Source organism: Streptomyces sp. HUAS 15-9 (genome assembly GCF_025642155.1).
Taxonomy (GTDB): domain Bacteria; phylum Actinomycetota; class Actinomycetes; order Streptomycetales; family Streptomycetaceae; genus Streptomyces.
On record NZ_CP106800.1, the window covers coordinates 48339 to 72257 of the forward strand.

Genomic DNA, 23919 nt, shown 5'->3' on the forward strand with positions numbered 1-23919 from the left:
GGGGCGTTGGAGGACGGGTTGGGGGACCCGGTGCTCCCCACCGCTCCCGAGCCGCGCAAGGGGCGCGCGGTTCGGGAGCGTCTGGGCAACACGGGGGCCGGGCCCGCCGGTTGGCAGGCCCGGGGGCTACGGGGTGGGGCGCCTATTCGGCGTTGTAGAAGGTGTTCTGCGCCATCGGGACGTCGGCGTCGTCGACGGCGTCCTGGATGCGGCCGTGGTGGCGGTGCGCGGTCCGCGCGGCGACCTCGGCCTGGTTGACGGAGATGTCGGTGGCGTTCTTGTATGCGTCGGCGGCGGTCTTCTGCCCGGTGATCAGGTCACCGAGCATGTTCATGTTGCCGACCGTGTAGTTGTCGACCTTGAGCGCCTTCAGCTCCTCCGCGATGCCGTTCATCCGCTCGGCCATCTCGCCGGACCAGGCGGCGAGGTTGTCGACGTCCTCCTGGCGGGATTCGACTTCCGCGCGGATGGTGTTGAGCGCGTTGAGCAGGGCGCTGTGGTTGACGACGTCGCCGATCTTCGTGATCGCCATAGGTCGGGTTCCTTCCTGTTCGGGGGGTTCATCGGGGTCGACGTCCTCGATGACGCCGCTGAAGTCCTCGGGGGCGTCGATGTCGTCTTCCGGATCGATCAGCCCGTAGCCGGGGTCGTCGGGGGAGCCGAGGGTGACGATGTCCTCTTCCTGCCAGCGGCCGCGGTCGCTCTCGAACTCGTAGTCCGCGTCGAACCACGGCCACGAGTCGCCGGCGTAGCGGGGGGCGTAGATGACGGTGGTGCCGATCCGCGTGTAGTGGACGTTGACCTGCCGGGAGATGCCGTCTTCCTCCCACGTCCACACGTACGGCTCGACCCTCCGGGGCTCGCTCACCGGTCGTAGTAGCCGGCCTGGGCGGCCTGCTCGATCGGGGAGGACTGGACGGCCTCGGCGATGCCGCCGTGGGACTTGTAGGCGGCGGCCGCGGCGGCGGTGGCGAAGTCGCCGGCGTCCTTGGCGGCGGCGCCGTACTGGGCGGCGGCCTGGGACTGGGTGTGGATGGACTCGCGCAGCGCGTCGACCTCCGCGCGGGTCTTGGCGTCGACCTCGAGGTCGGCCATCTCCGCTTCGATCTGGTCCAGCCGGTCGGACAGGGCCTTGTCGTCGGCGGCGATCGCGAGGGCCTCCTCCGAGCGCATCTCGCACATCGCCTTCGTCAGGGTCAGTGCGTTCATCAGCCCGTCCAGGGTGCGGATCTCGGGGATGACCGTGGCAGGTGAGGACATGAGGTCTCCGTTCTGTGCGGGGTCGGGCACCACCGCCAGGTGGCGGCGCCCGGCGGGGGATTCGGGTTCGGCGGGCTTCGCCTCGGAGGCCTTGGCTTCGGCAGCGCGGGCCCGTTCCTCGGCCGCTTCCTCGCGCTCCTTGGCCTCGCGGGCTTCCTTCTGCGCGGCGAGGACCTTGTCGGTCGCCGCGCGGTCGCGGGTGTGCTCGGCTTCCTTGCGGGCCTCCTCGGCCTTCGCCTCCGCCTCCCTCCGTTGCCTGATGGCCTCTTCGAGGACGGCGTTGAGGTCGATGTAGGGGCCGCCGGGCAGGTTCGGGATGCCGGTGCCCGCCTCAGCAGTCGCCGGGGAGTCTTTCGTCTCCTCCGGCTCCTCCTTCGTGTCCGGATCGTCGGCTTTCGCGTCCGGGTCGGCGGTCTTCGGCGGCTCGGTCGGCTTCGGCGGGTAGGGCGGGGGAGGCCCGGCCTTCGCCTTCGCCTCCTCCGCCTTCTTCTTCGCCTCGAGCTCTTCCTTCTTCCGCTGGCGCTCCTCCGCCTTCACCTGCATCTTGCGGCGGTGCTCTTCGCGGATCTCCGGCCAGCGTTCGCGGTAGCCCTCGCCGACGGCCTTCCACATGGTGGAGCCGGTCTCGGTGATGACCGCGAGCGGGTAGGCGGCAGCGCCGCCGACCTTGGCGCTGCGCGGGGCGGCAGCGCTGAAGGTGCCGCCCGGCTCGGTTGGTCCGGGATTCTTCACCACGGTGGTGGAGCCGTCCTTCGGGCCGCTGGCGGCGACCTTCTCGACGGTCTTACGGGACTCGGGGGTGTCGTAGCGGCGGTTTTCGGTGCCGGTCACCTTCTCCACGCCGCGGGCTCCGGCGTAGGCGATGGCGATCAGCAGGATGAGTTCGAACACGACTCGATACCTCCTGCTCAGGCCAGGCCGAAGGCGCCGGCGACCAGGTGGCCGACGGTCGTGATGACCCAGGCCAGGGAGGTCTGGATGAACTCGCCGATGGGGCCGGGGATGGTGGAGGCGAGTACCGGCAGGACGGCGCCCAGGATCCGGGTGCGCATCTCCACCTTCTTGGTGACCAGGTCGTTGACGAACACGGCGGTCACGAACAGGGCGGGGAAGCCGGTGACGATCAGGCCGGTCCACTCGCCGATCGAGCTGGTCGACCAGTTGTTGACCGTGTTGACGGTCTCGTTCCACCAGTGGCCGGCCGGGGTGGCGACCATGGCGGCCGAGGCGGTGGCGATCAGCACGGCCTGGGCGCGGTCGGTGTGGAGCTTGTTGGTGACCTTGTTCAGTCCGGGCAGCTTCTCCGCGTAGTAGAGGAGTGCGGCGGACCCGGCGCAGGCCCCGCCGGCGGCGGCGCTGACAGCGGCGTCGATCATGGTTTTGGGTGTCCTTCCTGGACTCGGTGGGGGTTTGACAGGGCGTCACAGAGCGTCGTAATCTCGCGCGCGCACGGGCGCGCCTGCGCGCGCTGGTGCGCGCGGCCGTACGGGTGGGGTCTGTTTCAGCTGTCACAGCGGCTTGTCACAGGTCTCGTCACAGCTCGTGTCACAGCCGGGCGGTCACTGTGCGTGCGTCTCGCGGATGTGCTCGAGGGCCTGTGTGGCGGCCTCGTAGGCGCGGGCGCGGGCTTCCGCGGGGAGCTTGTCGAGGACGCCTCGGAGGCGGTCGAAGGTGACCGCGGCGACCATGTCCGGGCCCTCCTGGCGGGCTTCCTCCAGGCGCTGTCCCCAGTGCTGCGCGCGCCGGGCCTGCTTCTCGGCCCGCTTGCGCCGCAGTGTCTTCTTCCGCTGCGGCGGGTTGTTCCACGGGGCGGATTCGCTGGTGTCGCTCACCTGCGGTTTTGCCTCCTTCCAGGGCGGTTTCGTGGCAGGGTTGGTGCCGGCGCTTCGGCGCCTTCACCGTGTCCCCGAGGTGCCAACATCACTTCGGGGGCCGGTGGAGCCGTCGAATAGCTCGTTTTCGCAGGTCGGCGGCCTTTTCAGGCCGCCTGGGCGGTCTGACCGCCGTCCTGCTCGTCCAGCAGCTGGAGCGCGCGCTGCTTGCGGTCCTGGGCGGAGCCGGTGGAGATGCCCAGTTCCTCGGAGATGACGCGGACGGTGACCGCGCTCTCGCCTCGGGCCTGGATCATCGCGGCGACCCGGTGGGTGTCCCAGTCGACCTGGCTCATGCGGGCCATGGCGGCGGCTTCAACCGCACGCGCCTCGTGTTCAGCGGCGCGGGCGCGGAGTTCAGCGGCCTGTTCCTTCGCGGCCTCCTGGCGGGCGAGGGATGCGGCGATTTCCTCGTTGTCGAGCTGCTCCTGCTTGGCCGCGTTCACCGTCGCGGCGCGGTGTTCAGCCTCCTTCCGCTCGTGTTCAGCGGCCTCTTCGAGGGCCTTCGCCCGGGCGGCTTCGGCCTCGGCCAGGCGCTGCTGTTCCTGGGCGATTCCGGCCTGGCGGGCGAGTTCGTCCTGCTGGGCGCGGGCGGCCGCGTCGGCCTGGATCCGGCGCTCTTCCTCGGTGGCCTGCGTGGCCATCTGCTGCTTCTCCAGACCCCAGCTGGCCTGCACCTTCTCCCGTTCGATCTGGGCGAGGGTGCGGCGTCGCTCGGTCTCGTCGGCGAGCTCCTGCGCTTCGGCTGCGGCCTGGTCCTCGGCGAGCTTGAGCGCGTGCTGACGCTTGGCCTCACGGAGTTGAAAGTCCGCCTCGGCTCGTTGAATCTCCGCCTGAGCCTCGCGTTCCGCTTCGGCTCGGGCGATCTTCAGCTGACCTTCGGCGCGGATCTTGTCGACCTCCGCTTGAATGCGAGCGGCCCCGAGTTGAACATCGGTCTTGACTCGCTGAATCTCGGCCTCGGCACGCTGAACAGCGGCCTGGGCCTCCCTCTCGATCCGCTTGGTCTCCTCCACCAGCGGCACCCCGAGGGCGCGCTCCACGCTGAACCCGAAGGGCGCCAGCTTGAACGGCAGCATCTCGTTTGCGGACGCCGCCTTGCGCCAGCCCCGCGGATCGTTCTCGTACTTCTGGCGCAGGCCCTCGCGGTAGATCCGCAGCTGCTGGTGTTGGGCAGCGACCACCGTGTAGGGGAGGTTGTAGAGCCGCATCCGGCGGGCGAGGCGGGGCGTGGACAGCGGGGCGAGGATCCACCGGGTCAGCGGGACCGACCCGAGCGGGGTGGCGCCGGCCAGCAGGTCGGCCATCCGGCCGATGTAGTGGCGGGCGGCCTCCACGGCGATGATGAACAGCACCGGGATGACGCCGTGCATGGACGCCGCGAGCGGGTCGTCCGTCACCGGCCCCCCGGCGGCTGCGTTGAAGGCCACCGTGGCGGCTGTCAGGCCGTGGGCGGCCCAGCGCAGGATCGGCAGCGGCATCCGCTTGCGCATCATGTAGAGATCGAGCGCCAGGAGCACGAGGATCCCGGCGTCGATCCCGATGGGGAACGCGTAGGAGAAGCTGCCGAAGTGCTTGCTCTCCGCGAGGTGGCGCAGGGTGTTGTAGGAGCCGGTGAAGCCGATCGCGGCGAGCACCGTGCCGCCGACGCCGGCGATGACGGCGAGCATCCGCATGGTGCGCGGGTCGCTGTCCGACGCGGATTCCGTGGTCTCCGGAACGTCGTCCGTCTCGGCTACAGGCTCGGGGTGGAGGTCGGCCCGCAGGGCGGGCGGGGTGTCTGGGGCGGGGAAGTGGTCGGTCGCCGGTTCGGCGTCGGAGCGGACCAGGTCCGCGGGGATCGTCATTGTGTGCTCCTTGATCGGTCGTGCCGGGGGCGGCGGGGGATGGCGGGTGGGGGTCGCTCAACCCCGGGGGTCTGCCCGACCTGGCGGGCGAGGACAAGGCGCCGGCCCGCAGTGCGGGCGGGCTGCTGTCCGAAGGCCCGTTCGGCGGGCGCGAAGTTGGGTGCCGCTCCCGGTCGGCGGGAGCCAGCGGAGCGGACCAGAGGGGAGGCCCCGGGCGCTCCCTGCCGTCCCCGCCGCAGGGCGGGGGCGACAGGCAACTCGGGGAGGTTCAGCCCTTGTTGCGGTTGAGGTAGGCGTCCTGCAGCCGGCCGAACGACTCGACCAGCCGGGCCGCGGCCCCGCAGAGGGACTCGGGCGTGCAGGTTGTGCAGGTGTCGGCGTGTTCGCGGAGCGCCCGGTCGGCGGCCATGTACCGCTGGTACAGGTCGTCAGCCATGCGCGCGGCGGCCGAAGTCGTGATCGGAGTTGGTGCGACGGAGCGCGTCTTGCAGGCGCTGACGTTCGGTGTCGCTCATGCCGTCGCCCCCTTCTTGTTCTTGGCCTGGCTGGCGCGGTTGCGGGCGGCGCGCCGCTTCAGCGAGCGCCGTTCGTCCTCGGACAGGCCTCCCCACACGCCGGAGTCCTGGCCGGACTCCAGCGCCCACTGGAGACAGGTCTCGATGACGGGGCATCGACGGCAGCACGATTTGGCCTCTTCGATTTGGATCAGGGCCGGGCCGGTGTTGCCGATGGGGAAGAACAGCTCCGGGTCCTCGTTGGCGCACTCGGCGCGGAATCGCCAGTCCATTACTTCGCGCCTCCGTTCGCGCCGGCCTCGCGGACCAGGTGGTCCGACGTCGTCCATACGGTGCCGATCGGGAAGGGCTCGCCGCCGGGGCGGAGCACGTCCTTCACGATCAGCGCCCACTGGGCGCAGCGGCGCTTGAGCAGTTCGCGGGCCCGCTGCGGGTCGCGGACCACGGCGAGCACCTCGAAGGCGCCGTCGCTGTTCTGGTAGATCGCGCCCGTGTCGCGGGGGCCGATCTGCTCGTCGACGACCCGGCGCAGTGCTTCGAGGGTCGTGGTCTCACCGCTCGCGGCCGCGGGCGGGGGGAGCGGGTGTGTCATGCTGAGGGTGTGCAACAGGGCCTCCAGGTAGGTCCGTTCGAACAGCCCCCGGTGGCCCCCGGGGGCTGTCGCCTTTTCGGTCGGCTGTCGTACGAGCAGCCACGGCCGCCGCCCTCCCCGTGCTGGTCGGGAGGGCGGCAGCCGTGGTCGTTCGTGGCGAGGTGCGCTCAGGCGGCGGGCTTCTTCAGCAGCGGGAGACCAGGTCCCTCTGCGGGGGCGTCGCCGTCGGGCAGCTGGGCACGCTGTGCGTCAGCGGCCTGAACGTCCGCGATGACGGCGGCCCACTCGGCCTTCCGCCGGCGCGGCAGCTGTTCGGCCAGGTGGCGCTCGGCCTGCTGCCGCAGCTCCTCCATGCCCGCGCGGACCTGGCGCCGCTTCGGCTCCTGCCGCTGCAGCCGGGTGTAGAGAGCGGCGAGACGTGCACCATCGGTGCAGCCCGCGCGGCCGGGGCAGGCCGCGCACTGCTCGCAGTGGGCCCGGTACGCCTTGAGAGCCGCCGCCGCGGTGAGCGGGGCCGGGGTCACCTTGCTGACCGGCGGGGCGACGGTGGTGCCCATCCGCTTCACCCGGGTGGTGTGCCGGGCGCCAGCGTCCATGGCCTGGTTCTGACGGCGGTCGGCCAGCCTCTCGTACCTGGCGAGCCACTTCTCGGGGATGATGTCGAACCAGATGCGCTGGCCGCTGCCGGGGCAGCGGGGCACACGGTCCTCGGTGCGGCGGTGCCGGGGCTGGCCACTGTGCGGCTCGGCCCGATGTGCGGTGATCATGCGGCCCTCCACCGTGCGCCAGGTCTTGCAGTCTGGGCAGACGACGGACCGCTCCCCGGGACGAAGATTGATCAGGTCGGGCCGGATCTCGCTCGCCTTGAGCGGAGTCCGCTGGTTGTGCTTCATGAGGAATGTCCTCCAAGACGGCGGGTTGCGTTCTCCGCCCCCCACGGGCTTATCGGAAAGGGCCGTGGGGGACAGGCAGCGCAACTGCTGTCGGCTGCGCCCGCAAAGAGCCGACCGGGGACCTCGTGGTACGTCTCCCGGCACCCACCATCAGGTGAGCGATCACACAACTCAGAGCGGTGCTGCGCTATTTGGTTTTGGGGTGGTGCTTGGGGCCGTCTCCGGCTTCCCACCACCAGGGCCGAGCGGGGCGCGGTCCTGATAGAAGGCGTCCGGGGTCAGCTGGCGAAGCGGTCCATCTGCGCCTGCAGGAGCGCGGCCTGGCTGGTCTTGCCACCGCCCGTGGTGCCGCCGATGAGGAGGTGGAGGGTGCCGGCCTCCCGGCGCTGGGCCAGGTCCTCGGCGGTGGCGAGGTCCACGACGACCTGACCGCCCTCGGCGTGACGGCCGAGGACGAACCGGTTGGTGGCGATGGCCTCGGCGAAGGCCGGGCTCGCGGCCTCCACCGTGTGCTCGTAGCCCTCGATCTCGGCGGTGGACCAGGTGGTGACATCGCCGTGCGCGGCGCGGAAGGAGTCCGGGGTCTGCATCGCAATCAGGTCCTCTCGGTGTTGATCGGCGGATCGGCGGGGTTCAGGCGGCGAGCGGGGCGACGGTCACGGTGCCGCGGAACGCGGACACCTCCGTGTTCGCGGGGTTCAGCTGGGAGGCGTACGGGAGGAGGACGTCGACCAGGCGCTCACGGACCAAGGCGGTGACGGCCGGGTCGGCGACGATGTCGCGGGCGGCGGCCAGCCGGTTCTCGCGGGCCTCGATCGCCTCGATGGCGGTGTAGATGTCCAGCCCGTCCAGCTGCTCGTGGGCCAACGTGCCGGCCTCGTACAAGTCGAGCGGCGTACCGAACGCCACGTCCAGGTCGACATCGCCGAACTCCGGGAACTCCACCTCCAACTCGTCCAGGAGCGCGAGGGTCTCGCGGTCAAAGGACTCGCTGGCGAGGCTGGCGGTGGGACGGCGGGTGATCTTCACGGGGTGGAGCTCCTCTCGAAGGGGTGTGACCTGTCGGTTCAGTCGAGTAGGCCAGCGCAAGGTGATCAGACGGTCTCCGTAGGTGACCCCTCCTGCACTGACCTCAGTGAAGCAAATCTCTTTAAAGAGGTCAACAGTTCTCCATAGAGATCCTGTGAGATCCTTGCACCGGCGCGCGAGCGTGGCTTCGCTCTTCGCCCGGCCCGTACGATCAGCTCTATAGAGAGAAAGAGCCTGGGGAGATAGATGAGCCGCGAGTCCAGCACAGACCAGCCCAAGTACCTGCGCATCGCCGCAGAGCTGCGGGCGATCCTGGAACGCGGTGACTACGCCCCTGGCGACCGGCTGCCAGGCGAAAACACGCTCGCCGCTGACTTCGGCGTGGCGTCCCTGACCATGCGCCAAGCTCTCGGTCTGCTGCGAGGCGAAGGCCTGGTGGGGTCCCGCAAGGGATCGGGCTGGTATGTCGAGGACTTCCGCCCCATTCGCCGTCGTGGCATTCCCCGACTGGCGCGTGACCAGTGGGGAAGCGGCAAGACGATCTGGTCCGCCGACGATGACCGCTCGCCAGACGTTGACCAGGTCACGGTTACCGAAGGAGCGGTCGCGCCTCAGCACATTGCTGAGGTGCTCGACCTCGCGGAGAACGAGACCGTCTGCGTACGCAGCCGTCGATACGTCATGGAGGGCCGACCCGTCATGCTCGCGGCGTCTTACCTCCCGCAGACCCTGGTCGCTGGATCGGCAATCACCGAGGCCAATCCGGGTCCAGGCGGAATCTACGCTCGCCTTGCAGACCTCGGGCACGCGCCTACTCGGTTCCGTGAGGAGATCCGGGTGCGTATGCCATCTGGGGAAGAAGTGGCGCGGCTGTCCATTCCGGCCGACCGGTCCGTCATCAAGTTGGCTCGCACCGCCCTGGATGCTGACGGACGGGCAGTTGAAGTCAATGAAATGACCATGGACTCCGCCGCGTACGTGCTCGACTACGAGTTCGACGCCTGATGGACCCGCTTCGTGCCCCAGGCGCTGCGGGTTGCTACTCCCGCTACACAGGGAGCCAACCCACAGTGCCCGGCGCGCACGAAGCCGATCGCAAGAGCCCATGCGTCTCACCGGTCCCGCCGGTGAGACGGCATCAGCAAAGCCTTCAAGACCAGGCCTGTCACGCTGGTGCTGGCCACGGTGGTGACGATGTCCCGGACCACCAGGAGCATGACCGAGATGACAAGGCCAACAGTCAGGATTGCCGTGGCGGCTACAGCGGCTCGGGCCCAGTGGCGCGTCCTCGGCAACGGTGTGTGCTCGCCGCAACGGCAGCCCAGGACTGGGGGGTTGGATGTGAGGTCGGTGGAGCGGCCGTGCGCGTCGGTCACCAGGTGCCGGTTGTCGGTCATGGTGTCCCTCCTCAACTCGCCGCCAGATCACATGAATTTGCTGATCACAACCGTCTGATGGGGGAGCATGACCAGACGAGGTCCGGCAGCGGTCCCGTACCGGACCAGTCCGGGACATGAAGAGGACCGCTGCCGGACCAGGGCCCTTGCTCTGCTGACTAGCCGTCGTCGCAGCACGACACTGGGCGCTGCAGAGCACGTATTCGTGACTCGGGAGGACCGGTGGCCGGCAACGCGCGCAAGGGAGATCCGCGTACGACGTTGGAGTTCCTGCTGCGCCAACAGCCGCGTACGTACGAAGAGATCGTCCGTGAATTCGGGCGTCTCGCTGACGAGTTGGGTGAGGACGTCACGCTCAGCTCTCGGCACCTTCGTCGGCTGGCCAGTGGGGCACGGGCTGGCACAACGCCAGTCATGCGTCGTGTTCTGCAGCAAATGTTCGGCAAGCCGCTCGATGAGCTTCTGGCGCCGTGGGACGGCGGAGCTCTACCGGCGGTGGACGAATCCACGGGGCTGGTCCTGGCTACAGGGCAGCCAACTGCGGACCGGGAGTTGATTGAAATGGCGGCACGACGCGCTAAGAGTTTCGCCCTCGCGGCAGGCCAGACGGAGTTGACGTCCGGCGTGATGGAACAGGTACACGCGGATGTCCAGCGGCTGGCGACCGACTACCCGCAGCTTCCATTGTCGGAGCTGCTGCCAGACCTGATCACCACGCAGGACACCGTCTTCACGCTGCTGGAACAGCAACGGCGCCCCTCTCAGGCGCGCCAGCTCTATTTCCTCGCTGGTGTCACGGGGGGTCTGCTCGCGAAGGCTTCGCACGACATGGCCGACCCGCACGCGGCGCTGACGCAGGCCCGAACGGCGTTCGTGTGCGCCGACAACGCGGACCACAACGGTCTGCGGGCCTGGATCCGCGGCATCCAGTCGCTCGTCTCCTACTGGGCCGGCCGCACCCGGGAGTCCGTCCGCTACGCCCAGTCCGGCGCGGAGTTCGCGACGACTAACACGTCCAGCGTGTGGCTGCCGATGAACGAGGCCCGCGCCTGGGCGGCACTCGGCAACGCGAACGCGGCGCGGGCCGCCATCGAGCGGGCGGAGGACGCCTGGGACGGCGTGCAGGAGGACGAGGTCGACGAGCTGGGCGGTCTGTGCAGCTTCGGCCGCACCCGGCAGATCTACTACGCGGCCGAAGCCCTGTCGTGGCTGCCCTCCCAGGCCGACGCGGCAGGCGACTACGCCACCCGCGCCGTGGAGGCCTACGCGGACACCGCGTCTCCGGAGTGGGCATTCGGCGACCAGGCCGGCTCGCACAGCGCCCTGGCCATCGCACGTATCCAGGCTGGAGAGCTGGAAGGCGCAGAAGAAGCCGTGGCGCCCGTCCTCGGGCTTGCTCCCGAGCAGCGCATCAACGGAATCATCAACTGCACGGAGCGGGTGCACCGCGCTCTGCGGGACTCGCCGCTCGCCGACGCTGGCGCCGGTCTGCAGGAGCAGATCGAGATCTTCACGCGCACGCCCCTGAAGTCCCTGCCCCGTTAGGAGTCCCGTTGACGTATCCGATCCGCATCGTCGGTGACCACGTCGTCCTGCGCGAGTTCACCCGCGATGACGCCGCCGACGTCCTTGCCATCATTGGTGATGACAAGGTCACGACCTGGCTCAGCTTCGACAGCCGCGACCGTGACCAGGCCGTCGCCATGATCGAGGGCACGCTCGAGCGCGCTCAGCAGGAGCCCCGGACGGAGTTCTACCTCGGGGTGACCAAGCGCGACGACGACCGCGTGATCGGATTCGCCCGGATCGGGCTCAGTGGCGTCCAGGCCGGGAAGCTGGGCTACGCCATCGCAGCTAAGGAGTGGGGTCGCGGCTACGCCAGGGACGCGGCCCGCGCTCTGGTCACGTACGCGTTCAAGGAGATCGGTCTCCACCGGATCACCGCGGCGATCGGTCCGGACAACGCCGCCTCAATCGCGGTCGTGCAACAGCTCGGTTTCACCCGCGAGGGCGTGCTACGCGACCACGTGTTCACCAACGGAGCGTGGCGCGACAGCGCGCTGTTCTCCGTTCTCGCCCACGAGTGGAGCTGGTGATGGCTGGGCGGTTCGTTCACTGCGCCGGCCGGACCAAGCTCACCGAGGACCAGGTCGAAGTACTGAGGCGCGCCGATCCTCAAACCCCAGTCGACGCGTTCACTGGCTTGCAGTGGTGCGAGTTGTCGAACGGGCACACAGGAGTACCGCACCACAGCGAGGTCACGTCCATCTTCGAGGGGAACAACTGGTGGGTGCGCTGGGACGACGATGTGCACGAGCTCGTCACGCTGGACAGCTGCCCCGTCGATTGGAACCCGCAGGACGAAGTCAAGTCCCAACCATGCGGACTCTTCCCTGGCCACCCCGGCCGCCACGGCTGGGCTGAGAAAGATCCCGATACGTGCGCACACGCCGGGGCGGGAACTCCCCGGCAGATTTCCGAAGCCGTCACGTTCGACGGCCGCTACATCTCCGTCTTCGAAGCGCCGTGCTTCGGATGCCCGGCACGGATGGTCCAGGTACGGATCCTGGATCCGAAGCAGGCCCGGCCGCCACAGGACCTCGGCGCCAGCATCAGCATGTGGTCATTCCTCGGCCCGGAGGCGGGGCTATGACCGAAGCGATGGTGGCCGACCAGAGCGTTTGTATGTTCCTACCGGAAGACCCTCTTCCTGGTGCATCCGGCGCTGATCGTGAATGCTGTTCTGGTCCTCTGCTTCCCGTCAGGCGGGCGGCCAACTCGGAAAGTTGCCCGCCGGACGGGAGATCCGGCGAACCCGGCAAATCCCTCTTGGCGAATCCGGAAAAGTCTGTTCGGATCAAGGGCACTACAGACGCGACCTGCGCGTTTGTAGTCGAGAACGGGTCGAAGACGTCATCGGGGAGGTGCAGCGAAGGGATGCGCGAGGTGCGGGGGAGCGTCCTGGGTCTTGTCCGTCTCGGGGTTGCGGGGGCGCAGTGCGCGCAGCGCGGCCCTCAGCGTCGGCTCGTAGTCCGCGGGGTTCCAGTCGTCGGGCACGGTCACCTTCGTCCGCAGCCGCTCCCCTCCGACGCGGTGGATCTTGCAGTCGACGAACGGGATCAGGCCGAGGCCCTTGGCGTGGATGAGGACCGGTTTGCCAGCCTTCACCATGTCGATGACCTCGAGGCGGGCGGTCTCGCCCAGCCGGTAGACGTGGCCGTTGGCGCCGCGTTTGGTGGAGCCGACGACGACCATGCCGTCGAAGCCGGCCGCTTCCTGCTTCCACTTCTCCGCGTAGGTCTCCGGCGTGAACAGGTCGTCGAACTGCAGGAGCTCGGTCCCGGGCAGCCGGTGGCGGATCTTCGCCAGGCGCCGGTCCCACTCCCTGCGGCGGGCGATGTGCGGGGTGGCGCAGATGTAGACGCGGACCGGGTCGCCGACCTTCCGTCCTTCGCGGATCTTCTTCATGGCCGCGATGTACGCGCGCTGTTGCGCGGCGGTCGCGTAGGTGGCCACGCCGGGGTCCAGGGCGTCCCAGCCGAGGGGAGGGGATGCAGGCATGGACGTCATCTTCCCCTGAGCCACTGTCAGGCCCCGTCGCTGCACTCCGAGATGTCCCTTCCACACGGTTCTCGCCGACTCACCCGCGACGCCCTCTGCACGAAGCGTGAGCGACGCTGTATGGTGGCTGCGATCAAGATCTACCTGAATATTGAAAACCCCCAGCGCCTAAGCAACGCCGGGGGAGTAGAGAACCTAACTAGGAGGCTCTCGGTGTTCATGGCACCACTGTACCCGTGGGCCTTCCAGGCCACACAAGATCCCCGCCGTCTTCGCGATCACTCGCGCCGCACGTCAGCGGGGTCTTTTCGCGTTCCCGCGCACCCCGACCAGCCCTCCGCGGAGGGGGTCGAGATGACGTAGGTCTGGGGCGGCATTCGCCGCCGGGACGCTCAGCCACCCAGGTGACTCGCAATCACCCCGGCTGGCGCCCCATCTGTCTCCAGAGGGTTTCGCACGCCCTCTGAAGGGATTGTCCGTCCGGTTCGCACCCGGTCGAACAGTTCGATCTCTGGTTCTCGCCGAACCACAAAGCACCACGAGGGGGCTTCGTCATGCCCTCTTCTACTCGAAGGAGGCCGTCGCCATTTTGCACCACCAGCTTGCCTCGCGCCAGCCTGACAATGCCCGGTTGATCCGGGTTTGCCAGCCTGGGCTGTCACATGTGACGGAAAATGTCCGCCCCGTACGTCCCGAATGTGCGGTTGTTCGGGTCGGCTTCGGGGTTGCCCCGAGGGTTCCTGCTGCGGTTGTCCACAGCCGCGGGGCCCGTTCGGCGCGTCATCTGTCTACAGGTGATCTGGTCCATGGTCGCCGGATGGATCATGTTCTGACGTCCTTCCGGGCGGGCCGATGAGTGCCGTGGCGGCGCCGGCCGCCGTGATGGTTCCCGCTGCGCGTTCGTCAGTCGACGACGTCGCGGTCGACGTGCTGCCCGCGCTCTACGTGCCGGAGGCGCGGCAGTGGCTGTCAACGTCGGCGGGCCGGGTCGCGCCGGAGGGCTACTCGTGGATGCAGGGGGTGCACTGGGTGGCGGGTTCGGGTTTGTACGAACCGCGTCGGCACCGGTCGCACGGTCCGCGTTCGTTCGGGCGGACGACGGTGTTCATCGCGCAGCTGCTCAGCGAGCTGTCGCCGTGCCGTCCGGGGATCGAGTACCTGATGCGTCGCACCGGCCTGACGAAGCGGGCGGTGCAGAGCCACCTGCAGATTCTCCGGGAGACCGGGCTGCTTGCCTACATCGTGAAGGGCACGCGACAGCGGGGCGGGCCGCCGCAGGCGTCGGAGTTCGCGCTGATGCTGCCGCCCGAGTTCGATGCCGCGCTGGGGATCCGGACGGCTGGTGAGGGCACCGGGCGGCGGGTGACCGGGATCGCGGAGTTCGGTCGCAAGTTGATGGCGAAGCTGGCAGCGAAGGCGGCCCGGAAGGTGCGCCGGCCCCGGTCGCCGATGTCCTCGAGGACCGCGCCGAAGGCTGCCCGAAAGGGGGCTACGGAGGCCTCTGTGACTGCTGTTTCGGCGGAGTCCCGTTGCACCCCAATGGGGGGTAGTTCCTCAAGTGTTTCGACTGCGAGTACTACTTCCTTCCCCCCTGAGAGCAAGCTCGCAAGCGGGGGCAGCGAGTCACCCATCCCGGAGAAGTCCAAGGCCAAGGCCGGCGGTCGCCGGAAGCTGAACACGGTCGGACGCCGCTTCCAGCTGGCGAGGGAGCTCACCCAGGAACTGGACTGGCTGCGCGGCTGCTCGGTGCCCCGGATCGCCTGGGTGGCCCGGACCGTTGCTGATGCCGGATGGACCGTGACCGACGTCCGTGCCTGGCTGCACTTGCGCGGCGAGGCGGCCCACGTCCGTCGGGGCTCCGGGCTGCTCGCCGTGCTGCTGGCCAACGCGGTGACCGTGCTGGACACCCCGGCCAAGCGGGCCGAGGCTGTTGCCCGGTGGCGCGGTGCTCAGGAGGCGGCCCGCCGTGACTGCATCCAGCAGGTCCGTGCCCAGCGGGAGCGGTTCGAAGGGGACTGGGAGGCACCTTCCAGCCGCTCCGTCCAGCGCGAGGTGGCGCAGGCGTTCGCCCAGGTCCGCGAGGTGGCTAACGGCGGCCGCCACCAGGACCAGGCCCCCAGCGTCGATGACCGGTGCGTGGACCCGGAGCTGAATGACCCGCAGGTCGAGCAGATGCGCGAGCAGGCGCACGGCGAGCTCATGCGGGGCGTGACCGACCTGATCGACCTGGCGGTCGACTCCATGGGCCCCGAGGCCGCCGAACAGCTCTACGGGGCGGACCTGATGCGCCGCGCCCGCCAGCTGGCAACTGCTACCCGCAGCTCGCTCATGACCATCACCCACCGGTAGGAGGCCCAGATGACCGAGACCACCACCATCGAGCAGGCCGGCTCGGACGGCCCCGAGCTGTCCGGTGTCGACCTCGCGCGGGTCGCGCTGCACGCCGCCCGCGATGCCGCCCGCAAGCGCGGCGAAACTGAGGCCCGGATGCCGCGCCGCCGCACACAGCGTGTCGTGAAGCGCGACGGCCGCGAGCCGAGCGGGTTCGCCGCCGTGCTCCAGGGCCTCATGGCGGAGCGGGCCTGGGCGGTCCCGGCCGCAGGCGGCAGCGTCCTGGACCGCTGGCCGGACATCGCAGCCGCGGTCTCATCCCGGCTGCCCGAGCACGTCCAGGCCGTGGCCTTCCACCCGGAGAGCGGGCAGCTGGACCTACGCCCGGACTCACCCGCCTACGCCACCCAACTCCGCCTGATCACCGCCCGGATCATCACCGCGGCGAACCAGGAAGTCGGCACCGACGCCGTCCGCACCGTCCGCGTCCTGGCCGCCGGCGCCGCGCCCGAGCCCCGTACGGCGGAGCCCGCCCCGCAGACCACGACCGCGCCCCCGGCGTCGGTGAAGACCCGCGACACCGCCTCGCCCGGCTACCACCAGGCGCTGGCCGCACACATGGCCGTCGCCCCCGACAGGCGGGTGGACCCGGGCATCGCGGAAGCAGTCGAGCGGCAGACCAGGGCCATGCGCGAGCTCAGCCGGCGGGCCTTCCCCGAGCCGGAGGCGTCCTCGGACGACCAGCCGGCCCCGATCGAGGCGGCCCGCATCCAGCGCCGCCGCGCGTCCGAAGCCACCCACACCCTGGCGCTGCGCCGGGCCCGGGCCGAACGAGCGGCCCGTCAGACCGGGACGGCGGCTGCCACGCCGCAGCCCCCGGCGGTCCGGCGTACGGCGTGAATGCGCAGGCCAGGACCGACGGCGGACAGCCTCACCGGCGTGCCGGTTGAACTGGGCGATCGCCACCGCCTCCGTACCGTCCCGACATCTGCTTCTCGTAACCGGATCATTCGGCGCATTGCCGAATGACAAGATTGAGGATCTGCCAGGCGCAGGCAACGATCGGAGACCACAAGCGATGCCGAAGAAGCGTAAGAAGAACCGCAAGGCGCCCCGGCAGAACAGCCCCAGGCGAAGCACTTCCCCGCAGCAGGCAGGTGCGCAGCCCGCCGACGGGGAAGCCGATTGGGAAAGCCTTCCCGATGAGGACTTCGACCCGCTCAGCGCCCTGGCCGACCGGTATCCGACTCCGGCTGACGCAGTGAAGGCCGTCCAGGCCGGCGAGCCGGTGGAGTGGATCGGCGACGTTGAGGGCGCCACGATGCGCCACCGTGTCCTCCTCGCCGACAACGGTGAAGCCGTAGTCGAGCAGGCCGTCTTCCTCGACGGCACCCTGGAGCAGATGGTGCTGTGCGCAGCGCACCAGGCCGGCGAGCACGGCAGGGACCAACTGCACACGGGCGTGCTCGCCGCTCTCGCCGCCCTGCACACGGTGATCCGGCCGATTGTGGAAGCCGGCGTCCGTAAGGTCCGTCCCGACTACACCGCTGCCGTACTTGAGTCCTTCCACGAGGCGCCCGAACCGAACGGTCCGGGCACACCGGTGTTCGGATGGCGTACCTTCCACAGCGTCGGCCCGGACACCACCTGGGACGACACGATCGACACGGCCACCTGGAACAGCTCCACCATGATGTCCGGCTTGGTCGGGGACTCGGACGACGTACCCGAGCTCCAACCTCCCCAGCTGGCCCGGCTGCTGCACGACCATGGCGTCCCGGTCATCCTCTGCGCCAACTGCGGCGACCCCATCACCGACCGTCACCCACGATGGAGCGGTGTCTGGGTCTCGCCCAGCAACGACAGCGGGCCACTGTGTGAGGCTCCCGTCCCTGCACTGCAGCGCCCGGCTCCCAGGCTCGGGTGGCTCACCGACGCAGAGTTCTGCTACCCGCACCAACCCGCACCCGTGGGCGACTGACGACGTGCCAAGACGCCGCGGGGCAGGGGCCAGCCGAAGCGCCGGGACCTGCCCCGCGGCGTCACCGGCTATCGCAGTGGAGCCGCTCCCAGGGCAGGGGCGAGATCTTGGATGCCGTCGAGCAGTTCCCCAAAAGTGATCTTTTCGTCCGTGGGGCCGTAGTCGAGGGCCTGGAGCAGGGCGGTCCATCGTTGCGGCTGGGTGCCACAGAGGGCGAGCAGGTGGGGCAGGGCGAGGTCGGGCTCGCTGCGGGTGAGGATCTCGTCTGCGGGCAGCTGGCGCAGGTGATCGAGGGTGCGGTGGCGGGAGTCCAGGACGGCACGGTAGACGTCCCGGCGTGACCAGAACCCTTCGGACTCGGGAGCGTCGAGCCAGGACTGCAGGACAGCGGCCGGGTCGGGGTGGCGGTCGAGCTCCTCGTCGGTGAGCAGCCGCAGCACGGCTTCGTTGGTGTCGGCCGGGGCAAGGGCGGCCGCGGCCGTGTGCAGCCACTCGGGGACGTCGTTCTGGTGGCAGAGCCAGGCAAGTTCGAGCGGGTGCAGCCCGGGGAGGGTATCGGTGACCGCGGCGCGCGGGGTGTGCCGGTTGCCGGCGAGTGCGGTCAGCGCGGCGACGCGCCGGTGCTGGTAGTTGTGCTCCAGGAGGCGGACCGGACTGAGCAGGTCGGTGCCGTCGGTGACGCGGGACAGGCGGGGGCTGGGCGGGGTGGAGACGACGGCGGGCTGTTCCAGCGTGGCCAGCAGGGCGCAGGCCTTGGCCAGGTGGGCGGGGCTGGTGCTGAGCAGGGCCAGGTCCTCGGCAATCGCGACGGCCCGGTGCTTGCGGTCGTCGTTGCGCGGTGGGGTGAGCAGGCGGCCGCGGCGGACACATTCGTCGGCGGCCGCCTGCAGCTGGGTGGCTGCGATGTCGGTGAGACGGGGGTTGTAGCGGACCCGGTTGGCGATGTGGTGGAGCCGGTGGCGGGCGTTCACGCTCGGCTTGGGCAGGCCGGCCATCTCCGGCAGGCACAGGGCGGGCAGGCAGGCCCGCAGCAGGGCGGTGTCGAGCGCCGGCTCCGGCTCGGGCTGCTCGGCCGGGCTGTCGTCCGTGTCTCCGGTGAGGGAGGAGCTGCTGGCCGCTATCATGCGGCTGCGTCGGGACTCGACTTCGGCCTGGTCCAGCAGGAGGTGCTGGACGGCGGTGCCGAGGGTGGGGTGTTCGACCAGGTCGTGCCAGCGCTCGGGGCAGGTCGCGAGGATGCGCCAGGGAGCGCCTTCGCCGAACTCGTGGGGCAGGCCCCGGTCGACACGTTGCGCGAACTGCCATTCCTCGTGCTGCGGGTCCTTCAGCAGCCGGGCGAGCGGGGTGAGGGCGTGCTCCAGGACCGCGTCGAAGAGCGCCGGGGGGATAGGAGGGGCCGGTTCGGCGTCCGGCCGGTACAGGTGGCGGTTGGGCTCCCAGTCGGTGACGACGTCCTCGAGGTCGGTGTCGTGCATGCCGGGCAGCAGGCCGATCGCGGCGTCGACCTGGTCGGGGTGGCGGGCCAGGCCGATGACCAGGCCCGGCGTCGGGCGGTGGGTGCGCAGGATCGTCGGCAGGTCGCCGGCCACAACGACGCCCTGGCCGGCGAGTTCGGCGAGCTGCTTGTCGTCGGCCTGCTGAAGGAGTTGGCGGCGCAGTCCGGGGCGGGTGACGCGGCTGAGCAGGGCCGGCAGTGCGTCCGCGAGGGCCTTGGCGCGGCGCTCTTCGCCGCGGCTGTCGACGCCGTAGGGGGCCAGGGAGGTCGAGCACAGTGCCTCGATCACCGTGGGCAGTGCCTCGTCCGGCAATGCGTCGCTCACGGCGAGCTGCTGCCACAGCCAGTACGTCCCGGCGTTCACCATGCTCTTTGGCCCTCCCCGGCGCGTTGACTCGGCGTGACCGGCCGGTCACCGCCGTTCCTGGTGTGACCGTACGCGTGGCGCCCGCCCACCGGCCCGGGTTTGGCGAAATGCCCGGATCGTCAACCGCGCAGTTCGCGCTGGGCTCGGTCGCGGAGCGCTGCGGGGCCAGCATGGCCTCGAGGACCACGCATTTGCGCTGGGTTCCGGCCGGCGATTTGGTGTCGTCGAGGACGCCCTGGAGGACGCCCTGTTCGATCTGGGCAAGCGGGGTGCGTTCACGTCGGTTCATGACTGCATTGCGCGAGGTCCCGACCGATACCACTTCCCCCGCCTGTGCGGTCATAGGGCTATTGCCGCAGGTAGGCGCGCCGTCCTGCGGGGCCGCGGGGTGGTGAACACACCCGGCTGGAATGTGGGTATTTTCTGGGCATCAAAGCGGGTATTTTGTGGGTAAGACCTGAAGGAGGTCTCATGCCCACCGATGCCAAGACGCTGGCGGTCGAGCTGCGTCGCCTGTTGCGCCGGGGACTGCCGGTCGATCCTGCCGCCGTCGGCGGCGAGCTGCTGGACCTGCCCGGTGTCGTGGCGCGGGCTCACGGTTCGAACGATCTGGCCGTGCGCGCCCACGCCCTGGACGGGATGCTGCGCGGGCAGCTGGCCCGCCTGCCGCATGCCCCTCTCGCCCCGGCCGCCCGGCTGCTGTTCGGCGCAGTCCCCGCCACGGCGGGCGTGACGCTGACGGCCCGCCGGGCGGAGGCCGCCAAGGTCTCCGGTTACGAGGTGCACCACTTCCGCAAGCACATCGAGCCCCGCATCTGCACCCTGCTCGCCGAACAGCTGCTGGCCGACGCCCAGGCGTTCGCGGCCGCGCACGCGGCCGCGCCCCGTCTGTCGCCGGAAGCGGGCTCGCTGCGGCTGCCAGCGGACGTGTTCGCCTGGGAGGTCGCCGAACACGAGGAAGCGCTGTGCGAGCTGTGGTCGAGGCTGTACGCGCTGCGGGCTGCACTGCTGAGAACGGCGCGACTGGCGAGCATGGATGACGCCGTTCCGCCGGAGGCTTCGGATGAGGTGCTGTGGCGGTACGTGGCACTGAGGGCAGCCATCGCTCGCTACCGCGCTGCCTACGGCCCTGTCCTGCTGCCCGCTGACACCGCCCCGGTTGCTCCGGCCGACCTGGAGAAGCTGGCCGGGCCCCTGCCCCAACTGCCCCCGACCGACCTGGCGTTGCTGTCCGCCCTCCCCGTGACGGCCGATTGGCAGGCCTTCACCGCTCGGCTCGGTGAGACGGGCGACGGCGTGCGGATCCGTGACGCCTGGCACGAGGCCCTGATCGAGCAGTTGACCGACACCACCGCAAGGAGAACCGCGTGAGCACACCACATCCGCCCCGCCGCTTCGTCATCACCGGCGGCCCCTCTTCCGGGAAGGAGGCGGTCTTCGACGAGCTGCACAAGCGCGGTCTGCCCGCCTCCACCGGTGAGATCGCCCGCGAGATCTACCGCAAGCACCGTGACCGGCTCGGCCGCCATCTGCAGGTCAGCGACCGCCGCGAGTACTCCCGGGAGGTCCTGGAGGGCTTCGTTGCCGAGTACTGCGCTCACAAGGCCGGCGACCGGTTCTACAACCGCGGCATCCCCGACGGCTACGGCTGGGACGCCTTCTTCGGCCTGGGCCCCTACCCGGAGCTGGAGGAAGCCGCCCGTACCTACCGCTACGACACCGTGTTCGTCCTGGACGCCCTGGACGACTTCACCACCGCCGACGACGTGGTCTGGGCCCGCGAACGCGAGATCGCCCGGGTCCACCAGCTGATCATCCAGGGCTACTACGACGCCGGATACCGGCCGATCTTCGTGCCCGTCGACTCCGCCCCGGCGCGCGTCGACTTCATCCTCGCCCAGATCTCCGCCCCACCTGCCACCTCACACACCTGACCTCACCCGGGGGAAGACCGATGACAACAACGCCGTTGCTCGTCTCGCCCAACAACGTCACCGCCAACTGCATGGCCCGCGCGGTCGACCTGATCCGTCCCCGGATCCAGGCCACCAAGCCGCAGAACGTGGTCTTCAGCGTCGGCACCCAGATCAACGGCACCCCGCACCTGGGGACCTCGCTGGTGCAGACCGCCGCGTTCCTCCTCGCCCAGGCCGTGCGCAGGAACTTCGGGATCGACGCCACCGTGCGCTTCGGGGCCCTAGACAACGCCCCGCACGAGATCCGGCTGGACCCCGAGACCCACCACGCCTACCAGATCACCTACTTCCACGCCCTGGGCGCGGACGGCGTCGCCGACATGATCGGCAAGTACTACCGCAACTTCTTCGACAGCCTCGCCGACGCCACGGGCATCGACTACGAAGTCCACACCTACACCCAGCAGCAGGCCGACCCCGCCTACCGGCTCGGCTTCCTCGCCACGCTGGAGCGCCTCGAGGAGATCCGCTGGGCCCTGGCCCCCTCCCACGGCATCGTCCACGTCCGGCTGCCCTGCCCCACCTGCGGCTGGGCTGAAAAACGCGCGGAACGCACCCGGCTGGACATACACGGTTCCGGCGGCGCCGTATTCAAGGCTGTGTGCACCGACCACGGCCCCTATGAGGTCCTGGTCACCCCCGACCGGCCCGAGCCGTACATCGACCTCGCCACGCTCTACCGCAACCTCGTCAAAGAGCGCCTGCCCGCACCGCCGCGCACCCTCAACGTCATGGTCAAGGGCGGCGACTGGGCCTACGGCTGCCAGCTGGTCGACGAGGCCTTCGCCGCCCTGCCCGGCCCCGGCGCCCCGCCACGCATCTTCACGCCGATGGTGCTCACCGACACCGGCGCCAAGCTGTCAAAATCGCTGATCCGCGAGGGCACCGTGCCCCCGCCGCCCGGCGCCCGCCCGTGGATGCTCGACGCCACCGCCTGGGACGGCAGCGTCGACGACTACGTCGACGCCATGGTCTGGCTGGTCGGCGTCATGCTCGCCGACCCCAAGCACTTCTACCGCTCCTACACCACCCAGGAGATCGACCGCCTCATGACCCGCCACACCGCAGCCCCCGCCCAGCCCCGCGCCCGGCACATGAACCTCTACCGCCGCTACTTCGACCTGGTCGCCTCCGGCCGTAAAACGATCGAGGTCCGCGTCCAGTACGCCAACCTGCGCAACCTCGCCGCCGGCCAGCACATCAAGTTCGCCTGCGGGCAGGACGAATGCCTGGTCCGCGTCGTCCGCGTCGCCCGCTACGCCTCCTTCGAGGAGATGCTCGACACCGAAGGGCCGGAGAACGTCAACCCCGACTCTCCGCGCGAGCAGCAGCTGACGAACATCCGCCGTATCTACGGCCCGGAGAAGGAGGCCTTGGGCGTCCTCGCCATCGAGATCGAACGCGTCACCGCCTGACCGCGTACACAAAGGCGCCCTGTCCCCGGCATTCCAGCTGCCGGGGACAGGGCGCCTCGCATGCTAACCGCGCCTGACCATCGTCGTCAGCGGCGGATATGGACGGTCACATTGACGATCGCGCCGCCGGCGAAGACCGTGCCGCCGAACCAGGCCACAGCCGTGATCTGCTCCGTGTGTCCAAAGGCGGCCAGCAGGCAGATCGCGACCATTGCCAATAGTGCAGTGAGGGCAGGCGCCGTCTGGCCGACGCGGGCAAGACGGGACGCCGGTCTCACTGATGTACTGTTTCGCGGTGTCGCTTCAGGATTCATCTCTCATGATTTCGCTCGTGCGGATGTGATCTCAGCGCGACACCGGGGAGTCCTCGGCCGTGCCCTGCGCCGTCCAAAGCTCGGGCATGACCTCGGGGCTCCCCTTTGCGTGCCGGGACCACGATGGTCGGGCGGAGAGTACGTGCCCTGGCTTTGACCGCCACCCCCCGCGAAGAGATCCACGACGTAGAACTACACCGGCAGTTGACCGTGGACGCTTCGCTGCGCATCCTGCACCCACTGTCGGCGGGAAAGCCAATCCGGCACCCGTAGGAGTCGCAAGAACACCCTGGGGAGTCACACGAAATGCGGGCCGACAGGCGGTGCGGCTATCCCCAAGGCGGCTCGCTGATCTGCACGTTGGTCCTGCCGGCCTGCCATCTGCTCCGGCGTATGCAGACCCGGTTCGCGCAATTCGCTGCAACTTCGTGGCGCCCGCGTCCCGCGGCCCGTCAGGCTGGTCCTCGCATCTGACCGGCTGGACAGGGAGGACAGGCATGACGGTCGCGGACAACCCGGTGGCGAGCGACGAAGACGTGCAGTCGGTACGCCGGTGGGTGCGGCTGTCGTGCACAGAGCCGGGCACCCATCTGCCCGCCCTGGCCACGATCGCGCGGCAAGTCCAGCTGCCGACGGCCGTGGTCCGCTCCGCTCTGGAACAGCTCACCGCCGAAGGGCTGGTGACCCTCCACGATGGCTACCGCCTTTACAGCGTCGGCACGATGACCCCAACCGAGCGCGCCTACCGGCTCATCCGCGCCTCAATTCACCGCAGCTTCCTGCCGGGCGAGCGGTTCATGAACCGCGACGAGATCGCCCGCACGTTCGAGATCGGCACCAAGGAAGCCGCGGCCGCGGTGCGCCTGCTGGTGGCCGAAGGGCTGCTTGTGGGGCCGCGCGGGCAGTACGTCAACGAGTACAGCCCCCAGCAGCAGCGCCGGCGCGTGAAGCAGCTGCGCGAGCGCGCCAGCGATCTGCGCCGCGAGGCTCTCGAACTGATGAAGACGGCACGGGAGATTGAGCAGCAGATGGACGCCGACGACGGTGCGAAGGACACGTAGCCCCGCCCGCAACG

General features: G+C 69.7%; 26 protein-coding genes. 11 read left to right on the plus strand and 15 right to left on the minus strand.

Going from position 1 to position 23919, the window contains the following annotated elements; all coding sequences use genetic code 11:
- Positions 1-142 precede the first annotated feature (142 nt).
- From N8I87_RS43690 to N8I87_RS43740, 11 genes are all read right to left on the minus strand, one after another.
- Positions 143-868, minus strand: coding sequence for a hypothetical protein (locus tag N8I87_RS43690; protein WP_263217483.1), 726 nt, complete (start codon positions 866-868; stop codon positions 143-145).
- Entirely contained in the window at positions 865-2151 is a 1287-nt protein-coding gene (locus N8I87_RS43695) for a hypothetical protein (protein ID WP_263217484.1), read from the minus strand. The genes N8I87_RS43690 and N8I87_RS43695 overlap by 4 nt, the downstream gene beginning before the upstream one ends.
- 17 nt (positions 2152-2168) lie before the next feature.
- Positions 2169-2636, minus strand: a complete 468-nt coding sequence (locus tag N8I87_RS43700; RefSeq protein WP_263217486.1) for a hypothetical protein — start codon at positions 2634-2636, stop codon at positions 2169-2171.
- A gap of 183 nt (positions 2637-2819) precedes the next feature.
- Positions 2820-3092: a hypothetical protein gene (locus N8I87_RS43705; protein WP_263217487.1), complete on the minus strand. Its 273-nt coding sequence runs from the start codon at positions 3090-3092 to the stop codon at positions 2820-2822.
- Between the two features lie 146 nt (positions 3093-3238).
- Entirely contained in the window at positions 3239-4978 is a 1740-nt protein-coding gene (locus N8I87_RS43710; RefSeq protein ID WP_263217488.1) for a DUF2637 domain-containing protein, read from the minus strand.
- A gap of 268 nt (positions 4979-5246) precedes the next feature.
- Positions 5247-5414, minus strand: a complete 168-nt coding sequence (locus tag N8I87_RS43715; RefSeq protein WP_263217489.1) for a hypothetical protein — start codon at positions 5412-5414, stop codon at positions 5247-5249.
- Between the two features lie 75 nt (positions 5415-5489).
- The gene (locus N8I87_RS43720; protein WP_263217490.1) at positions 5490-5765 is read right to left on the minus strand and encodes a WhiB family transcriptional regulator; all 276 of its coding nucleotides are present in this window, start codon (positions 5763-5765) and stop codon (positions 5490-5492) included.
- Entirely contained in the window at positions 5765-6085 is a 321-nt protein-coding gene (locus N8I87_RS43725) for a hypothetical protein (protein WP_263217492.1), read from the minus strand. Before N8I87_RS43725 ends, N8I87_RS43720 begins: the two co-directional genes overlap by 1 nt.
- Positions 6086-6252: 167 nt before the next feature.
- Positions 6253-6978 (minus strand): hypothetical protein, encoded by a 726-nt coding sequence (locus tag N8I87_RS43730; protein ID WP_263217493.1) that lies wholly within the window; start codon positions 6976-6978, stop codon positions 6253-6255.
- A 278-nt stretch (positions 6979-7256) separates the two neighbouring features.
- On the minus strand, positions 7257-7568 hold the full coding sequence (locus N8I87_RS43735; RefSeq protein WP_263217494.1) for a hypothetical protein: 312 nt from the start codon (positions 7566-7568) through the stop codon (positions 7257-7259).
- 43 nt (positions 7569-7611) lie between these two features.
- Positions 7612-8007: a hypothetical protein gene (locus N8I87_RS43740; protein WP_263217496.1), complete on the minus strand. Its 396-nt coding sequence runs from the start codon at positions 8005-8007 to the stop codon at positions 7612-7614.
- Positions 8008-8253: 246 nt separating this feature from the next.
- Here N8I87_RS43740 and N8I87_RS43745 point away from each other — a divergent pair, with 246 nt between their 5' ends.
- Positions 8254-9012, plus strand: a complete 759-nt coding sequence (locus N8I87_RS43745) for a GntR family transcriptional regulator (protein ID WP_263217497.1) — start codon at positions 8254-8256, stop codon at positions 9010-9012.
- 107 nt (positions 9013-9119) lie between these two features.
- Here the strand turns inward: N8I87_RS43745 and N8I87_RS43750 are convergent, their stop codons facing one another.
- Positions 9120-9404 (minus strand): hypothetical protein, encoded by a 285-nt coding sequence (locus N8I87_RS43750; protein ID WP_263217498.1) that lies wholly within the window; start codon positions 9402-9404, stop codon positions 9120-9122.
- Between the two features lie 222 nt (positions 9405-9626).
- Here N8I87_RS43750 and N8I87_RS43755 point away from each other — a divergent pair, with 222 nt between their 5' ends.
- Genes N8I87_RS43755 through N8I87_RS43765 form a run of 3 tightly spaced genes read left to right on the plus strand, consistent with a single transcriptional unit; the run spans position 9627 to position 12057 of the window.
- Positions 9627-10949, plus strand: coding sequence for an NsdA family TPR-like regulatory protein (locus tag N8I87_RS43755; protein WP_491743954.1), 1323 nt, complete (start codon positions 9627-9629; stop codon positions 10947-10949).
- A gap of 8 nt (positions 10950-10957) precedes the next feature.
- Positions 10958-11500: a GNAT family N-acetyltransferase gene (locus tag N8I87_RS43760; protein ID WP_263217499.1), complete on the plus strand. Its 543-nt coding sequence runs from the start codon at positions 10958-10960 to the stop codon at positions 11498-11500.
- Positions 11500-12057 (plus strand): hypothetical protein, encoded by a 558-nt coding sequence (locus tag N8I87_RS43765; RefSeq protein ID WP_263217500.1) that lies wholly within the window; start codon positions 11500-11502, stop codon positions 12055-12057. The genes N8I87_RS43760 and N8I87_RS43765 overlap by 1 nt, the downstream gene beginning before the upstream one ends.
- A 260-nt stretch (positions 12058-12317) precedes the next feature.
- Here the strand turns inward: N8I87_RS43765 and N8I87_RS43770 are convergent, their stop codons facing one another.
- Positions 12318-12965 carry a hypothetical protein gene (locus N8I87_RS43770; RefSeq protein ID WP_263217501.1) on the minus strand — a complete coding sequence of 216 codons (648 nt, stop codon included), beginning with the start codon at positions 12963-12965 and terminating at the stop codon, positions 12318-12320.
- Positions 12966-13817: 852 nt separating this feature from the next.
- Here N8I87_RS43770 and N8I87_RS43775 point away from each other — a divergent pair.
- The 3 genes from N8I87_RS43775 to N8I87_RS43785 all read left to right on the plus strand — a co-directional run bounded on the left by N8I87_RS43775 (position 13818) and on the right by N8I87_RS43785 (position 17277).
- Positions 13818-15314, plus strand: a complete 1497-nt coding sequence (locus N8I87_RS43775) for a helix-turn-helix domain-containing protein (RefSeq protein ID WP_263217502.1) — start codon at positions 13818-13820, stop codon at positions 15312-15314.
- Positions 15315-15323: 9 nt separating this feature from the next.
- Entirely contained in the window at positions 15324-16196 is an 873-nt protein-coding gene (locus N8I87_RS43780; protein WP_263217504.1) for a DciA family protein, read from the plus strand.
- Between the two features lie 178 nt (positions 16197-16374).
- Positions 16375-17277, plus strand: a complete 903-nt coding sequence (locus tag N8I87_RS43785; protein ID WP_263217505.1) for a hypothetical protein — start codon at positions 16375-16377, stop codon at positions 17275-17277.
- A 68-nt stretch (positions 17278-17345) separates the two neighbouring features.
- Here N8I87_RS43785 and N8I87_RS43790 read toward each other — a convergent pair whose 3' ends face one another.
- Positions 17346-19139: a hypothetical protein gene (locus N8I87_RS43790; protein WP_263217507.1), complete on the minus strand. Its 1794-nt coding sequence runs from the start codon at positions 19137-19139 to the stop codon at positions 17346-17348.
- Positions 19140-19610: 471 nt separating this feature from the next.
- On the opposite strand from N8I87_RS43790, the gene N8I87_RS43795 reads away from it, so the two are divergent.
- From N8I87_RS43795 to N8I87_RS43810, 3 genes are all read left to right on the plus strand, one after another.
- Complete coding sequence (locus N8I87_RS43795) at positions 19611-20510, plus strand: hypothetical protein (RefSeq protein WP_263217509.1); 900 nt, start codon at positions 19611-19613, stop codon at positions 20508-20510.
- A complete protein-coding gene (locus N8I87_RS43800; protein WP_263217511.1) occupies positions 20507-21073 on the plus strand; it encodes an AAA family ATPase in 567 nt (188 codons plus the stop codon). Before N8I87_RS43795 ends, N8I87_RS43800 begins: the two co-directional genes overlap by 4 nt.
- Before the next feature lie 1091 nt (positions 21074-22164).
- Positions 22165-22530 carry an ASCH domain-containing protein gene (locus N8I87_RS43810; protein WP_263217567.1) on the plus strand — a complete coding sequence of 122 codons (366 nt, stop codon included), beginning with the start codon at positions 22165-22167 and terminating at the stop codon, positions 22528-22530.
- An 86-nt stretch (positions 22531-22616) separates the two neighbouring features.
- Here the strand turns inward: N8I87_RS43810 and N8I87_RS43815 are convergent, their stop codons facing one another.
- Positions 22617-22742: a hypothetical protein gene (locus tag N8I87_RS43815; protein ID WP_263217513.1), complete on the minus strand. Its 126-nt coding sequence runs from the start codon at positions 22740-22742 to the stop codon at positions 22617-22619.
- 599 nt (positions 22743-23341) lie between these two features.
- On the opposite strand from N8I87_RS43815, the gene N8I87_RS43820 reads away from it, so the two are divergent.
- Positions 23342-23905: a GntR family transcriptional regulator gene (locus N8I87_RS43820; RefSeq protein ID WP_263217515.1), complete on the plus strand. Its 564-nt coding sequence runs from the start codon at positions 23342-23344 to the stop codon at positions 23903-23905.
- Positions 23906-23919: the final 14 nt, after the last annotated feature.

What these genes read in the sequence shown, in the direction of transcription:
- N8I87_RS43700 (WP_263217486.1), bottom strand. Translation starts at nt 2,636, where the DNA reads ATGATCGACGCCGCTGTCAGCGCCGCCGCCGGCGGGGCCTGCGCCGGG.
- N8I87_RS43710 (WP_263217488.1), bottom strand. Translation starts at nt 4,978, where the DNA reads ATGACGATCCCCGCGGACCTGGTCCGCTCCGACGCCGAACCGGCGACC.
- N8I87_RS43715 (WP_263217489.1), bottom strand. Translation starts at nt 5,414, where the DNA reads ATGGCTGACGACCTGTACCAGCGGTACATGGCCGCCGACCGGGCGCTC.
- N8I87_RS43720 (WP_263217490.1), bottom strand. Translation starts at nt 5,765, where the DNA reads ATGGACTGGCGATTCCGCGCCGAGTGCGCCAACGAGGACCCGGAGCTG.
- N8I87_RS43725 (WP_263217492.1), bottom strand. Translation starts at nt 6,085, where the DNA reads ATGACACACCCGCTCCCCCCGCCCGCGGCCGCGAGCGGTGAGACCACG.
- N8I87_RS43730 (WP_263217493.1), bottom strand. Translation starts at nt 6,978, where the DNA reads ATGAAGCACAACCAGCGGACTCCGCTCAAGGCGAGCGAGATCCGGCCC.
- N8I87_RS43735 (WP_263217494.1), bottom strand. Translation starts at nt 7,568, where the DNA reads ATGCAGACCCCGGACTCCTTCCGCGCCGCGCACGGCGATGTCACCACC.
- N8I87_RS43745 (WP_263217497.1), top strand. Translation starts at nt 8,254, where the DNA reads ATGAGCCGCGAGTCCAGCACAGACCAGCCCAAGTACCTGCGCATCGCC.
- N8I87_RS43750 (WP_263217498.1), bottom strand. Translation starts at nt 9,404, where the DNA reads ATGACCGACAACCGGCACCTGGTGACCGACGCGCACGGCCGCTCCACC.
- N8I87_RS43765 (WP_263217500.1), top strand. Translation starts at nt 11,500, where the DNA reads ATGGCTGGGCGGTTCGTTCACTGCGCCGGCCGGACCAAGCTCACCGAG.
- N8I87_RS43770 (WP_263217501.1), bottom strand. Translation starts at nt 12,965, where the DNA reads ATGCCTGCATCCCCTCCCCTCGGCTGGGACGCCCTGGACCCCGGCGTG.
- N8I87_RS43775 (WP_263217502.1), top strand. Translation starts at nt 13,818, where the DNA reads ATGAGTGCCGTGGCGGCGCCGGCCGCCGTGATGGTTCCCGCTGCGCGT.
- N8I87_RS43780 (WP_263217504.1), top strand. Translation starts at nt 15,324, where the DNA reads ATGACCGAGACCACCACCATCGAGCAGGCCGGCTCGGACGGCCCCGAG.
- N8I87_RS43785 (WP_263217505.1), top strand. Translation starts at nt 16,375, where the DNA reads ATGCCGAAGAAGCGTAAGAAGAACCGCAAGGCGCCCCGGCAGAACAGC.
- N8I87_RS43790 (WP_263217507.1), bottom strand. Translation starts at nt 19,139, where the DNA reads ATGGTGAACGCCGGGACGTACTGGCTGTGGCAGCAGCTCGCCGTGAGC.
- N8I87_RS43795 (WP_263217509.1), top strand. Translation starts at nt 19,611, where the DNA reads ATGCCCACCGATGCCAAGACGCTGGCGGTCGAGCTGCGTCGCCTGTTG.
- N8I87_RS43810 (WP_263217567.1), top strand. Translation starts at nt 22,165, where the DNA reads ATGACCCGCCACACCGCAGCCCCCGCCCAGCCCCGCGCCCGGCACATG.
- N8I87_RS43815 (WP_263217513.1), bottom strand. Translation starts at nt 22,742, where the DNA reads ATGGTCGCGATCTGCCTGCTGGCCGCCTTTGGACACACGGAGCAGATC.
- N8I87_RS43820 (WP_263217515.1), top strand. Translation starts at nt 23,342, where the DNA reads ATGACGGTCGCGGACAACCCGGTGGCGAGCGACGAAGACGTGCAGTCG.